We start from the raw sequence: 13,679 nt of genomic DNA on the forward strand, positions 1-13,679 counted from the left end.
AGGAGCGCAATGACAACACGGCTTTACTGGCATCCCACCTATCTTGAACATATCGTGCCGCCCGGACATCCCGAGCGGCCCGACCGCATTCGTGCACTGATGAGCGAGCTCGATGGGCCGGATTTTTACCGTCTCGATCGTGTGGAAGCGCAAATGGCATCTGAAAGTGCCATTCTCCTCGCGCATCCTGAAAGCTATGTCGATGAGATCCGCCAGCAAATTCCTGATCCCATCGATGACGAAGAAGCGCCTCAGCCCATCAATAAGCTTGGTGTCGATACTTATGTAAGCCCGAAAAGCTGGGAAGCTGCTCTTCTGGCAATTGGTGCCGCAACTAACGCAGTTGATGATGTGTTTTCAGGTGCGGCCGATAATGTGTTTGTCGCCTCGCGCCCGCCCGGCCACCATGCCGAGCTTACGACCGCCATGGGCTTTTGCCTTTTCAACAACGTGGCCATTGCTGCACGCCATGCGCAGCGCAATCATGGTGCAGAGCGTATTGCGATTGTTGACTGGGACGTACATCACGGCAATGGCACACAGGACATTTTTCAAGATGATCCGAGCGTTTTGTTTTGCTCAACGCATCAGTTTCCACTGTTTCCGGGCACCGGCCGGAAAGATGAAGTGGGCGTGGGCAATATCGTTAATGCCCCGCTGTCACCAAATACTGGCAGCCGCGAGTTTCGCGAAGCATTTAATAGTCGTGTATTGCCTGCTTTGGACAACTTCCGGCCAGATTTGATCCTTATTTCAGCTGGCTTCGACGCACATTTCCGCGATCCTCTTTCCGAGATTAATCTCGATGAAGCGGATTTCGATTGGGCGACGGGCAAGCTCATGGAACGCGCAGAGCGCTTCTGCAATCACCGGATGGTGAGTGTGCTTGAAGGTGGATATGATCTTGAGGGCTTGTCGCAGTCCGCGTCTTCCCATATTACGCGGCTGTTGAAAGGATAAACCATGGTAACCGAACCGTCCAACACCGACATTGCAGTTATGAGCTTTGAGGACGCCTTGAAACAGCTTGAGAAGATCGTCGATGCTTTGGAGCGGGGCGATGTGCCGCTTGAGGAGTCGATCCGCATCTATGAGCGCGGCGAAGCGCTGAAGAAGCATTGCGATACGCTGCTTAAATCTGCGGAAGACAAGGTGGAGAAGATTCGCGTTGGTCGCGATGGTCAGCCTGTCGGTACAGAACCGCTCGACGCTGAATAAGATCAGTTAAGATTTTTATCTGGATATAAAAATAGCGGCTCTTTTGGAGCCGCTATTCCTTTGTGTCGCGTTCGGTCTGACTGGAGGTCGGGAAGCTTTAGCGACGCAAATTTGAACTAAGCAATATTGCTTAGAACGAACGCTGGAAGCGAACCATGCCCTGAACAGCGTCTTTGCCCTTGAGGACCGAACGATCGTCGTTCCACTTGGTGTAGGACACTTCTGGAGTGATGGTGAAGCCCGGTACGATGGTGTAAGCAACGTTCATGGTGCCTGCAAAACGGCCAGCTTCTTCGTAAGCTGCCTGAATGTTGAAGGCGGTCTTCTTGTTGAACTTGTACTTCGCGCCACCCCAGACAGCCCAATCGCCGCCCCATGTGCCGTAGAAGCTGTCGATCTGACGAACGCCAGCAATGTAATGGTCGTCGTTCGACTTGTAAGCGCCCTGTCCCCAGATCGAGAACTGTTCGGTTACGTTCACGTCGAGGCGAACCTTGCCCATCCACTTTTCATTGAGCGCGTCGTAAGCTGCAACACCGGCGATCGAACCCCAGCCCTGAGCATACTTTAGGCCACCAACAACATGTGGTGTGTAGTCGTCGATGGTGACGGAGCCGTTGGAATCGCCATTGCCGCCCTGTTCAAGCGCAACGATAGCCGAAAAGCCGTTGCCGCCCTTGAAAGTGTAGCTGATCGCGTTGGTGCGGGTGCCGCCAGCGAGGATCACGTCGTCGTTGATGACGTCGCCGAGGTAGCCAGTGAAAGTTACGAATGCTGATTCGTCGAGACCAACGCGAAGGCCGCCGAGCTGGATGTAGCCATAACGCAGGGTGCCGGTCGAGCTTGCATCAGCGCCGTTCTGGTACTGGAAGCGGGCTTCAGTATAGGTCTTCAGTGTGCCGAGTTCGGTTTCCGATGCGGTCGAGAAACGGAGCGAGAAACGGGTCAGGTAGTCATAGGTGTCGCGATCACGAGCGCTAAGGGTCTTAGCATAGACATTGTCGCCGCCCTTGATATCAGCGCGTACATAACCGTGGATGCGCAGGCAGGTTTCGGTGCCTGGAATGTAGAAGTAGCCAGCGCCGTATGCATCGCAAACGCGAACATATTCTACTGCTTCTGGCTCTGGCGCAACAATCGCGTCAGCAGCTTGTGCAACTGATGCGAACGAAAATACTGCAGCCGAAGCGCAGAGAAAATGCTTAACCCTCATAAGAAACTCCATAAGTGAGGTGTGACTGGAGCGCTTATAGAGGTGTAAAAAAAACAAACAATATCAATTACATGTCAGATTGGTGAAGTTTTAATGACTAGGCAACACTGGTCGATTTAAATATAGGGCAGTGAAATTTATCGCGTGTTGTTGCATTTGCACATCATTATATTTGATCCACCCAAAACTACTTGCTTGCTGGCTTAGTGGATCATGTTTTTGATGTGAATGACATAAGGCGCAAGCATACCACTCAGAAGATAAGGGCCAAGCCCCCAAACCAGTGTCCAAACTGCTGCACCGAAAATATTCGCTGCCATGAAGTGTAGCGGCGGCATTTTCATGGAACCGGCAATGATGCCGTTCAGCTGTCGCAACAACACGACAAAACGGGCAGTGGCGACGACAAAAATACCTTTGGTTTCAAATATCCTTTCAAAATGTTCGAGCCGTTCCGGCGTCAGTTTAATGCGGCTGCCATAACGCAGGATCAACGCGCGTCCGCCAGAGCGCCCGATGATATATCCAGTAGTGTCTCCAAGAACGGCTCCGATAAACACGGCGAGCAACACATGCTCAATATGCAGTGTTCCATTCAATGCAAGGAGTGAGCAGGCAATCAATGCGCTTTCACCGGGAAGCGGTGCGCCAAAAGATTCAAAATAGACAATGATAAAAATCGCAAAAGCGCCGTAAGCCGCGATGTAATGTTCGATAAAACCCATCTGGCACTGGTGCTTTCATGAATGGTAATAAAAAGGCTCCGGCGCGAACCGGAGCCATATAGCACTATAACGTGTTTTTCAGCCGATGGAACGCTTGCCGGTGATCTTGTGATAGGCCCACAGGACAAGGATCGAGCCGATAATCGCAATGATCAGGCTCATTGGATCGAAAGCGCCAGTGACGCCGCGACCAAACAGTGTTGAAGAGAGAGCGCCGCCAACGATCGCCCCGACAATGCCGAGCGCAATGTCGAAGAACAGTCCCTGACCGCTTTTATTGACGATTTTACTGCCGATAAAGCCGGCAATCAGGCCTAGGATAATCCAGCTTATTATAGACATCTAATATCTCCGATTGCGAAAATAAGGTTTTGCATCAGACAGTTAGAAAATTTTCACAATAGTTTCGATTTGGCAAGGTATAATGCTTGTCAAAGGTGAAAACTTATTTCACCTTAACTTATCGCGTGTGAAAAAACCACAGCGACCAACAGGGAGTATCGTGTGATGGGAAGTTATGATGACAATTCCAGCAATTCGCCGATCCCCGGCGGCAGTCTTGCCAAGCCGGTTCTGATTGCGCTCGGCGCGCTTCTGGTGGGTAAGATGCTTAAAGGCCATAGCGACGAGCCTGAACAACCGGCTTCTGTTCCTGATCAATCTGCACCGCAGCAGGCAGATAATGGCGGCGGACTGCTTGGCGGCATTCTCGGTGGCCTTGGTGGTCTGCTTGGTGGCGCCCTTGCAAATGGCAGTGCGTCATCTGCTCCCGCAGCGCCGGGTCCGCTCGGTGGTGGTCTGGGCGGTCTTCTGGATCAGCTTAAACAAGCAGGCCTTGGTGATAAGGTGGATTCATGGGTCGGGCAGGGCAATAACCACCAGATAGAGCCGGGTCAGCTTGGCGATGCACTTGGCAATAAGACATTGAGCGAAATCGCAGCTCATGCAGGTATTGACCAACAGGAACTGCTCAATCAGCTTTCGCAAGTGCTTCCGGGTCTGGTTGATAAGCTGACCAGCAATGGACAGGTGCCCGACACCAACGAATTGTCGCGCCTGTTGCACAATCGCTGACACAGTTCTATCTTTTTAAAGATGACGCACCGGCAGGCCGTTTGCCGGTGCGATTTTATTTGGTGGCTGTCCGATGAGCTTTTTTCCCTGTCCTGATCCGGTGCTTGGCGACAAGACTTCCGTTGATGCTATCGAAACGCTGGTCATCCCGCGCACCAGCGATATTGGCGGGCTGGAAGTGCGTCGTGCTTTGCCCACCGTTAAGCGGCGGCTTGTTGGGCCGTTCATCTTCTTTGATCGCATGGGACCGGCAGTGTTGAAGGATGGCGATGCGCTTGATGTGCGTCCGCATCCGCATATCGGGCTTTCTACGGTGACTTATCTGTTTGATGGTCATATCCGCCATCGTGACAGCCTTGGCACCGAAATGGTGATCCGTCCGGGCGACGTAAACCTTATGACGGCAGGGCGCGGCATTGTCCATTCCGAGCGTTCGCCGGAAGAGGAGCGCAACGGCCCACTCGCCATTTCAGGCGTGCAGACATGGCTCGCGCTGCCCGAGCAATTTGAAGAAATCGATCCGCATTTTTATCACACCAATTCGCCTGATCTGCCATTGATGGACGATAGCGAATTTAATGGCAGGCTGATCATAGGCTCAATGCACGGTCTATCGTCACCCGTCATCCAGCATGCCGAAACGCTCTATGCAGATATTGAAGTGCTGTCCGGTGGACGCTTTCAAATTCCGCCAACCACGGAAGAGCGCGCGATTTATACGCTGCGCGGAAATGTGGGCATTGGTGGAGAAGTGTTCCCACCAGATCGTCTGCTGGCTTTCCGTCCCGGTGACGATATTGTCGTGCAGGCCGGGTCGGATGGTGCGCATTTCATGCTTTTTGGCGGAGCAGCGCTTGGTTCAAAACGCTATGTTTGGTGGAATTTCGTTTCGTCTTCCAGAGAGCGCATTGAGCAGGCGAAGGAAGAATGGCGCACCGGGCGTTTTGATATTGTGCCGGGTGATGAAGAAGAATTCATACCTTTGCCAGAATGATGGAGCATTTCCAGTAAAAATGTGAAGCGGTTTTGCATTCGGATAATGCGATAATACAAAAAGTGGTCGCATAGGACACGATGTCTCGCTGGGTGCACGAAAGCCTTGCCAAGCTTGATCTGCACAAGCTGCTGCTATACCGACAAATAAAAATCGAACCAGAAACAGGTTGTTTTAATGTCCCGACCCATCACCCCATTGCTCGACAAGGCACCGACACCGGAAGCCCTGCGCGCATTGCCGGAGCAGGATTTGCCAAAGCTTGCGGAGGAACTGCGCGCCGAGCTGGTGGACGCAGTTTCAACGACGGGCGGGCATTTGGGGGCGGGGCTTGGTGTTGTAGAACTCACCATTGCGCTGCATCATGTCTTTAACACGCCGCATGATCGTATCATCTGGGATGTGGGTCATCAGGCCTATCCGCACAAGATCCTGACTGGACGCCGTGACCGTATCCGTACGCTGCGTCAGGAAAATGGTCTATCTGGTTTCACCAAGCGCGCTGAAAGCGAATATGATCCGTTTGGCGCGGCACATTCCTCGACATCGATTTCGGCAGGTCTTGGCATGGCCGTGGCCGCGGACCTTTCGGGCGAAAAGCGAAATGTGATTGCCGTTATTGGTGATGGTTCCATGTCGGCTGGCATGGCCTATGAAGCGATGAACAATGCGGGTGCGCTTGATGCGCGTCTTATCGTTATCCTCAACGATAATGATATGTCGATTGCGCCGCCAACAGGCGCTATGAGTGCTTATTTGGCGCGACTTGTTTCCGGCAAGACCTATCGTAGCGTGCGTGAAGCGGCTAAGCAGATAGCCAAGAAACTGCCGAAATTTTTGCAGGATAAAGCCCGCAAGTCGGAAGAGTTTACGCGTGCCTTCTTCACTGGCGGCACGATGTTTGAAGAGCTTGGCTTTTATTATGTCGGACCGATCGACGGGCATAATCTTGATCATATGCTGCCGATCTTGAAAAACGTTCGCGACACGCAAGACGGACCTGTGCTGATCCACATGGTGACGCAGAAGGGCAAGGGCTATGCGCCTGCGGAAGCCGCTGCGGACAAATATCACGGCGTCAACAAGTTCGACGTGATTACCGGCAAACAGGCAAAGCCACCGGCAAATGCGCCGAGCTACACCAAGATTTTCGGTACAAGCCTCATTGAAGAAGCGCGCCACGACGACAAGATCGTGGCGGTGACTGCGGCCATGCCGACTGGCACCGGCCTTGACCTGTTTGGCGAAGTGTTTCCGAAGCGCGTCTTTGATGTCGGCATTGCCGAACAGCACGCAGTCACTTTCGCGGCTGGCTTGGCGTCCGAAGGCTATAAGCCGTTCTGTGCGATTTATTCGACCTTCCTCCAGCGCGGCTATGATCAGGTCGTGCATGATGTGTCGATCCAGAATCTGCCCGTGCGTTTTCCGATTGATCGCGCTGGTCTGGTCGGTGCCGATGGCCCGACGCATGCCGGTTCGTTCGATACTGGCTTCCTCGCAGCGTTGCCGGGCTTTGTGGTGATGGCTGCATCCGACGAAGCGGAACTGCGCCATATGGTGCGCACCGCTGCTGAATATGACGAAGGCCCGATCTCCTTCCGCTATCCGCGCGGTGATGGTGTTGGTGTGGAATTGCCAGAGCGTGGCTCCGTGCTTGAAATCGGTAAGGGCCGTATTGTGCGTGAAGGCACCAAGGTCGCGCTTTTGTCATTCGGCACGCGTTTGCTGGAATGCCTGAGTGCTGCTGATGAACTGGCCGCAGCGGGGCTTTCAACAACGGTCGCGGATGCGCGTTTTGCCAAGCCGCTTGATCATGATTTGATCCGTCGTTTGGCGCGTGAGCATGAAGTGCTTGTGACGATTGAAGAAGGTGCCGCTGGTGGTTTTGCCGCCCATGTGCTGCAATTCCTCGCAACCGATGGTCTACTGGATCGTGGCCTGAAAGTGCGCGTACTGACCCTGCCAGACAGCTATCAGGACCATGCCAAGCCGGAAGTCATGTATGCCAATGCCGGTCTTGATCGCGCTGGTATCGTACACACGGTCTTTGCAGCTCTCGGTCGCGAAGAAGTCGCGGCACCATTTCGCGCATAAGTGATGAGCGAGCAATCACCGGATAACCGCCCGCGTCTTGACCAGTTGCTGGTTGATCGCGGCCTGTTCGCCACGCGTTCGCGTGCGCGCGATGCGATACAGCGCGGCACGGTGAAGGTTGATGGCAAGACCGTCACCAAGCCGGGGCAAAATGTTCTGCGCACGGCAGAACTGAGCGTCGATGATCCGGCCAGCGCCTATGTTTCGCGCGGAGCACTGAAACTGATCGCGGCACTTGATCATTTCCATCTCGATGTGAAGGGGCTGAATGCGCTTGATATTGGCGCATCGACCGGCGGTTTTACGCAGGTGCTGCTTGAACGCGGTGCTAGTCACGTCATTGCAATCGATGTTGGCCACGATCAGTTGCATCCGACATTGCGCAGTGATCTGCGTGTCACCAACAAAGAAGGCGTCAATGCGCGTGCGCTCGAGTTTAACCACCTTGATGGCCGCGACATTGGCTGCGTTGTTTCGGACGTAAGCTTCATTTCGCTGAAACTCGCTTTGCCTCCGGCATTGGCGTTTGCGCAAAAAGATGCTATCTGCGCGCTTCTCGTAAAGCCGCAGTTCGAAGCCGGGCGCGAAGCCATCGGCAAAGGCGGCATTCTGCGTGACCCTAAAGACGGCGAACGCATTGCGGAAGAATTGAAATCATGGCTTGAAACGCAACCCGGATGGCGTGCGCTGGGCCTTTGCCCGTCACCCATTGAGGGCGGCGACGGCAATCGTGAATATCTCTTGGCAGGAAAGAAAGATTTATGACGACGCAAGTTACAATCCGCTCGATAGGCGCGGGCGGCGATGGCGTCGCCAATCTTCCCGATGGCCAGCTTTTTGTGCCTTTCACGCTGCCGGGTGAAGTGGCCAATGTTGCACGCGACAAGAACCGTGGCACGGTGATGGCACTGCTTGAAACCTCCAATGAGCGTCAGGATCCAGAATGCCAGCATTTTGAAGAGTGTGGCAGTTGCGCGCTTCAGCATTGGCAGGACGAACCTTACCGCGCATGGAAACGCGAACTGGTTGTCTCGGCTCTTAAGGGTCGCGGCCTTGATGTCGAGGTTGAGCCGCTGGTCGCTTGCCAGCCGCAGTCGCGCCGCCGCGCAACCTTTGCTGCGCGCAAGACTGAAAAAGGCGTGCTGCTTGGCTTTAATCGCCACCAGAGCCACGAGATCATCGATCTTGTCGAATGTGCTGTTACAGTGCCGGAAATCGTCGCGCATCTTGATGACCTGCGCGAAGTGGGCGCGCTGATCGCACCGGGTTCAAAGCCGTTTAAGCTAGCTGCAACTGTAACCGCTTCCGGGCTTGATCTGGCAGCAAGCGGCTGCGGTAAATTAAGCGATGAGCAACGCCGTGCGTTGACTGCACTGATGATGAAAAAGGGCTTTGCCCGCCTTTCACATGAAGGCGAAATCATCGTCGAGCCGAAGAAGCCGATCATCCATTTTGGCAAAGTACCGGTTCCGGTGCCTCCGGGTTGCTTCTTGCAGGCAACGGTTGAGGCCGAAGAAGCCATGGTTTCGCTCGTGCTTGCGCATGTTGGTAAATCCAAGCGCGTCGCCGACCTCTTCTGTGGGGTTGGAACATTTGCGCTGCGTATCGCTGAGAAGAGCGCGGTCCACGCGATTGAAAATGATGCACCAGCACTCGCTGCCCTTGATCGCGGCGTGCGTCATGTGCAGGGATTGAAGCCTGTTTCGGTTGAACGCCGTGATTTGTTCCGCCGCCCGCTGATGCCAAAAGAATTGCTGCCTTATGATGCGGTGGTGTTTGATCCGCCACGCGCGGGCGCTGAAGAGCAGGCACAAGAACTGGCCAAATCCAAGGTAGGCAAGGTGGTTGCCATCTCTTGCAACCCGGTCACGCTGGCCCGCGACCTCGCCATTCTGGTGAAGGGCGGCTACCGCATTACCCGCGTCACACCGATTGACCAGTTCCTCTGGTCTTCGCATGTTGAAGCCGTGGTAACGTTGGTGAAGAAGTAGAACGCATTATCGCAGCAACACTTGCATCTCACATTAAAAGTCTGGCTGTTCGCAATTGTTACTGGCTGACGGGTGTTTTCGAGATTCCTCTGGCTGCCGGATATTGCAGTAAAATTCGACTTTGCTAAAAAATACAAACCTGAATGGGTAATTTTTACCCATTCAGGTTTTTCATTTCATGGCCTTGCATATGATGTTTCTGTGCGTCGCACTGTCATGTTCATATCGCGTTTTGTGCAGATTTTTGCCGACAGGCTGCAAGACGTATCACCGGCGCGGTTCTTCCTCCCAATCGTGAATAGCGCCCTGCGATAGACGATTATAAAATGACTGAAAATACCTCTTTGCCGGATCTGAACGGCGTTTTTCCTGCTCGTGAGATCAAAATCAAAAAACATGGATTGGCGCATCGTCTGCTCTATCCGTTTCTCAGCATCGTCTTTGCTTTTGCGAGTGTTGGCGTTGCTGTGGCCTGGTTTCCAGGACTTTACAAAGACCACCTGATTATGAACGATCCGCTCGTTCTGGAAGATGCTTCTATCATCGACGGTCAGTGCCGATCTAAAAAGATGACGGTTAACTGCAAGGCTGGCATTGTCTATGACTATGAAGGCGAGCGCCGTATAAAGCAGGTCGAGTTTTCATTTGTGAGCTTGGCGGGTGGCGATTACGAAACAGACGTTGTCATGCAGCGGTCTGATCCTGAAAATGTAACGCTGACACTGGCCATTGATGAGTTCTGGAATCGTCTGGCCTTTGATCTCGGGCTTTTCGCGATCATGCTCGCAATGTCTGTGCTGTTTCTGGTTCGCTTCTTCAAGATCATGGGAAGCGCGTCTGCAATGAAATCCGCCACAGCACTTCAGTTTGTTTGGGCGAAGATCACAGCCAGTAAGAAGAGTCTTGGCGCGACGAACATCACTTACAACCCGGTTGATAAGGCGCATAAAAAGAAGAGTGTTGTTTCGCGATTTTCGCGAAAGGAAAGCCCGTTTCTTCATTATGTGCAAGCGGATGATGAGACCTATGGCATTGTTGCCATACATCCACAGGCGTCATTGCCTGTTCTTCTGGATGAGGGTTTTGAACGTCTCGATCTCAATAAGGATGATCGTGAAGCTGCGTTAAAGGCGGTGAATGATCGTCTTACTGTTTGATACATAAAAAAGGGCGGATTTTCCGCCCTTTCGTTTATCGTAAAGCCCAATCCACTGCCGCCTCTGCATGTAACTGTGTTGTGTCAAACACCGGTACGGGACTGTCCTGCTGGCCTATCAGCAGCATGATTTCGGTGCAGCCGAGAATGATTGCTTCTGCGCCGCGCTCAACCAGACGCTGGATGACCGCACGGTATTTCTCGCGGGAAACATCGCGCACATCGCCCACCACCAGTTCCTGATAGATGATGTCATGCACAGTTTTGCGGTCGGCATCGTCGGGCGTGAGAACGTCCAGCCCATATTTTGCAGCAAGGCGACCTTTGTAGAAATCCTGCTCCATCGTGAACGCGGTGCCGAGCAGACCCACTTTTGAGAAGCCTGCGGCCTTGATTTTTTCTGCTGTCGGGTCGGCAATATGCACGAGCGGAATTGACGTGGCATTTTCGATATCAGAGGCCATTTTATGCATGGTGTTGGTGCAGATCAGGATGAAGTCCGCGCCACCTTTTTCAAGGTTTTGCGCCGCTTCAATCATAAGCTTTGTCAGTTCGTCCCATTTGCCCTGATGCTGGAGATCCTCGATCTCTGCAAAATCCATCGACCACATCAGGCTTTTGGCCGAATGCGTGCCGCCAAGTTTTGCGCGGACTTCGCGGTTGATGATGCGGTAATATTCCTGCGAGCTTTCCCAGCTCATCCCGCCGATTAGTCCAATCGTCTTCATCTCTGCCTCCCAGATAGAGTTAAGGGCGGATTGCTCCGCCCTTTTATTCGTTATGCAATCGGTCCAGAGCCGCGATTACATCTTCTCGATGATCTTAGGATCGCCCTCATGTGCGCGGCCATTGGCAGCGAGGATTGCTGGCACAATGTCTTTCGCATCATCAATCACCAGCGGCTTTACCTGATGCGCGGTATGCAGGAAGCCTTCATTTGTCATGTGCTCAAGCAAAGTGAGCATCGGCTGCCAGAAATTATTGATATTGGCGAAAACCATCGGCTTGGTATGCTTGCCAAGCTGTGCCCAGGTCATCATTTCCACGATTTCTTCAACCGTGCCGATGCCGCCGGGGAGGGTGACAAAAGCGTCTGACTTCTGGAACATCAGATGCTTGCGCTCGTGCATGTCGCCAACCACGATCAGCTCGGTTAATTCCTGCGCTTTTTCCAGGCTTGCTTCCTTGTCGAGCAGGAAGGTCGGGATGATGCCGGTGACTTCGCCGCCCGCTTCCATCACGCCTTGCGCAACCGCGCCCATAATGCCGCGCGTTCCGCCGCCGTAAACAAGACGAATGCCATGTTCCGCAAGCGAGCGACCAAGCGTGAGGCCCGCTTCACGATAGATTGGATTTAAGCCCGTTGAAGAGCCGCAATAAACACAAATGGATCGAATCTGAGACATGATTTCTTGTGCTACTTTGCTGTTTCAGCGTCAAGCGTCTCAAGCTATAACTGTTGCGAAGCATATTTAGGCAGGGAGTTTGATGGAATGAAGAAGTGGATTTTGGCTGCAGGTTTTTCGCTTGTGGCATCGGGTGCGCTGGCCGGAGAAATTAATATTCCTTTGCCCGACGATGTGGAAGTAACGGAAAACTCGGTTCTTTATAAATGCGGAGATCAAAACGTTTCTGCCACTTATTACAATGCCGGTGAAAACTCACTCGTGCAGCTCGAAATGGAAGACACGTCGGTTATCGCAGCCAATGTTCTTTCGGGTTCCGGCGCAAAATATGCAGGCGGCGTTTACATTTGGTGGACCAAAGGCGACAGCGCTGATCTCTATAATCTGATGGATGATCCTGATCAGGAAAAGCCAATCAGCTGCAAAGAAGAGTAGTTTTCTTATAATCAGTACCGATAATATTTGTAATTCGGCTCAACTTCTTGTGAGACGCATAAAAAAGCGATAAACCCGTTGACTAATTTACTCATGTGGGTTTCGGGCCGAAATGCAAAATTACAGATATGGAATTATCGGTATTCTTATCGTCCTTATTCTAGGCGGTGGTGCGTATTATTGGAATTCGCTGAAAGAGCAGGGCGCAGCACCGGGTTCGGACATAGCTACAAAGGCTCCCGAAACCGGCAGCGCGCCTAAGACTGCTGAGACGCAGGCACCTGTGGCTGCAGCTGAGCCTGAAAAGCCAGCGGAAACGGCAGCGCAACAGTCCGCCGAGCAGACTACGCCTGCAGCATCCACGGAAGCACCAAAAGAAGCAAAAATCCCGTCCTTCGACATCCTACGTGTTGAAACAGATGGCTCTGTCGTGATTGCGGGTCAGGCTGCTGCGAATGCAGCCGTTGAGATCATTTCCGGCTCAAAAGTGTTGGGGACGACAAAGGCCGGAGAAAATGGCGACTTTGCTATAGTTCTCGATCAGCCGCTAAAGCCGGGCGATCATCAGCTTGTGCTGCGTGCAGGCGGGGAGGGTGGCAATGTCGCTACCTCCGCACAAACAGCAATCGTTTCTGTGCCTGATAACAACAATGGTCAGGTTTTAGCGCTCGTTGAAGAGCCAGGTCAGGCCAGCCGTCTGATTACCAAGCCGGAAGCGCCAGCGCAGCAAGCTGCATCGCCGACGGAAACCGGTGAGCAGGCACCGAAGGTCCAAGCGCCGGTGGATGCACCGATTGCCATTGAAGCGGTGGAAATCGAAGGCAGCAAAGTTTTCGTTGCAGGCAAGGCGAAGGGCGGCAGCACTGTTGTCGTGAATGCTAACGATACTCTACTCGGTTCAAGCCCGATTTCGCCGGAAGGTCGTTTTCTGGTGCAGAGCCAAAAGCCACTTTCGGTGGGTGACTACATCATCCGTGCTGATTTGCTGGATGCCAGTGGTCGTGTGATTGCAACCGCACGCGTGCCGTTCCGTCGTGAAGCTGGTGAGAATGTCTCAGCCGTTGCAACGGGAACAGTCAGCCAGAACAGCGCCGCGGAAGATGCAGCAAATGGCACGCCGTTGCAGAACGTTGATGGTTCGGTGATCATCCGCAAGGGTGACAACCTCTGGACGATCTCCAAGCGCACTTACGGCAATGGCACGCGCTACACCACGATCTATCTCGCCAACCGCGATCAGATCCGTAATCCAGACCTCATTTTACCGGGTCAGGTTTTCGTGATGCCGCAGCAGCCGCTCGGCGATGATGAAGTGCAGCGCCGTCTGCACGATTCTGCAAACTAATATAAACGCGCTATCTCTATTTCGTGAA

General features: G+C 53.2%; 15 protein-coding genes. 10 read left to right on the forward strand and 5 right to left on the reverse strand.

Going from position 1 to position 13,679, the window contains the following annotated elements:
* Window positions 1-9 precede the first annotated feature (9 nt).
* Both WH356_RS00170 and WH356_RS00175 read left to right on the forward strand, forming a co-directional pair.
* Entirely contained in the window at window positions 10-960 is a 951-nt protein-coding gene (locus tag WH356_RS00170) for a histone deacetylase family protein (RefSeq protein ID WP_339507975.1), read from the forward strand.
* 3 nt (window positions 961-963) lie between these two features.
* Window positions 964-1,218, forward strand: a complete 255-nt coding sequence (locus WH356_RS00175) for an exodeoxyribonuclease VII small subunit (protein WP_250040228.1) — start codon at window positions 964-966, stop codon at window positions 1,216-1,218.
* Between the two features lie 130 nt (window positions 1,219-1,348).
* On the opposite strand, the gene WH356_RS00180 is transcribed toward WH356_RS00175, so the two are convergent.
* The 3 genes from WH356_RS00180 to WH356_RS00190 form a co-directional block, all read right to left on the reverse strand.
* The gene (locus WH356_RS00180; protein ID WP_310010802.1) at window positions 1,349-2,431 is read right to left on the reverse strand and encodes a porin; all 1,083 of its coding nucleotides are present in this window, start codon (window positions 2,429-2,431) and stop codon (window positions 1,349-1,351) included.
* 203 nt (window positions 2,432-2,634) lie between these two features.
* On the reverse strand, window positions 2,635-3,156 hold the full coding sequence (locus WH356_RS00185) for a DedA family protein (protein ID WP_339507977.1): 522 nt from the start codon (window positions 3,154-3,156) through the stop codon (window positions 2,635-2,637).
* Window positions 3,157-3,234: 78 nt separating this feature from the next.
* Window positions 3,235-3,498 (reverse strand): GlsB/YeaQ/YmgE family stress response membrane protein, encoded by a 264-nt coding sequence (locus WH356_RS00190; RefSeq protein WP_339507978.1) that lies wholly within the window; start codon window positions 3,496-3,498, stop codon window positions 3,235-3,237.
* Between the two features lie 165 nt (window positions 3,499-3,663).
* Between WH356_RS00190 and WH356_RS00195 the strand changes: the two genes are divergently transcribed.
* From WH356_RS00195 to WH356_RS00220, 6 genes are all read left to right on the forward strand, one after another.
* Entirely contained in the window at window positions 3,664-4,230 is a 567-nt protein-coding gene (locus tag WH356_RS00195; RefSeq protein WP_339507980.1) for a YidB family protein, read from the forward strand.
* 73 nt (window positions 4,231-4,303) lie between these two features.
* Entirely contained in the window at window positions 4,304-5,224 is a 921-nt protein-coding gene (locus tag WH356_RS00200; RefSeq protein ID WP_339507981.1) for a pirin family protein, read from the forward strand.
* A gap of 177 nt (window positions 5,225-5,401) precedes the next feature.
* On the forward strand, window positions 5,402-7,318 hold the full coding sequence (dxs, locus tag WH356_RS00205) for a 1-deoxy-D-xylulose-5-phosphate synthase (protein ID WP_339507982.1): 1,917 nt from the start codon (window positions 5,402-5,404) through the stop codon (window positions 7,316-7,318).
* A gap of 3 nt (window positions 7,319-7,321) precedes the next feature.
* Window positions 7,322-8,083, forward strand: coding sequence for a TlyA family RNA methyltransferase (locus tag WH356_RS00210; protein ID WP_339507984.1), 762 nt, complete (start codon window positions 7,322-7,324; stop codon window positions 8,081-8,083).
* Window positions 8,080-9,309, forward strand: a complete 1,230-nt coding sequence (locus tag WH356_RS00215) for a class I SAM-dependent RNA methyltransferase (protein ID WP_339507986.1) — start codon at window positions 8,080-8,082, stop codon at window positions 9,307-9,309. Before WH356_RS00210 ends, WH356_RS00215 begins: the two co-directional genes overlap by 4 nt.
* A 326-nt stretch (window positions 9,310-9,635) precedes the next feature.
* A complete protein-coding gene (locus WH356_RS00220) occupies window positions 9,636-10,466 on the forward strand; it encodes a hypothetical protein (RefSeq protein ID WP_339507987.1) in 831 nt (276 codons plus the stop codon).
* Between the two features lie 34 nt (window positions 10,467-10,500).
* Here the strand turns inward: WH356_RS00220 and WH356_RS00225 are convergent, their stop codons facing one another.
* Window positions 10,501-11,193, reverse strand: a complete 693-nt coding sequence (locus WH356_RS00225; protein ID WP_339507988.1) for an aspartate/glutamate racemase family protein — start codon at window positions 11,191-11,193, stop codon at window positions 10,501-10,503.
* Window positions 11,194-11,268: 75 nt separating this feature from the next.
* A complete protein-coding gene (locus WH356_RS00230; RefSeq protein ID WP_339507990.1) occupies window positions 11,269-11,871 on the reverse strand; it encodes an LOG family protein in 603 nt (200 codons plus the stop codon).
* Between the two features lie 87 nt (window positions 11,872-11,958).
* On the opposite strand from WH356_RS00230, the gene WH356_RS00235 reads away from it, so the two are divergent.
* Both WH356_RS00235 and WH356_RS00240 read left to right on the forward strand, forming a co-directional pair.
* Entirely contained in the window at window positions 11,959-12,306 is a 348-nt protein-coding gene (locus WH356_RS00235; RefSeq protein WP_339507991.1) for an MliC family protein, read from the forward strand.
* 112 nt (window positions 12,307-12,418) lie between these two features.
* On the forward strand, window positions 12,419-13,651 hold the full coding sequence (locus WH356_RS00240) for a LysM peptidoglycan-binding domain-containing protein (RefSeq protein WP_339507992.1): 1,233 nt from the start codon (window positions 12,419-12,421) through the stop codon (window positions 13,649-13,651).
* Window positions 13,652-13,679: the final 28 nt, after the last annotated feature.

The organism is Ochrobactrum sp. MYb379 (genome assembly GCF_037479515.1).
In the GTDB taxonomy this organism is placed as follows: domain Bacteria; phylum Pseudomonadota; class Alphaproteobacteria; order Rhizobiales; family Rhizobiaceae; genus Brucella.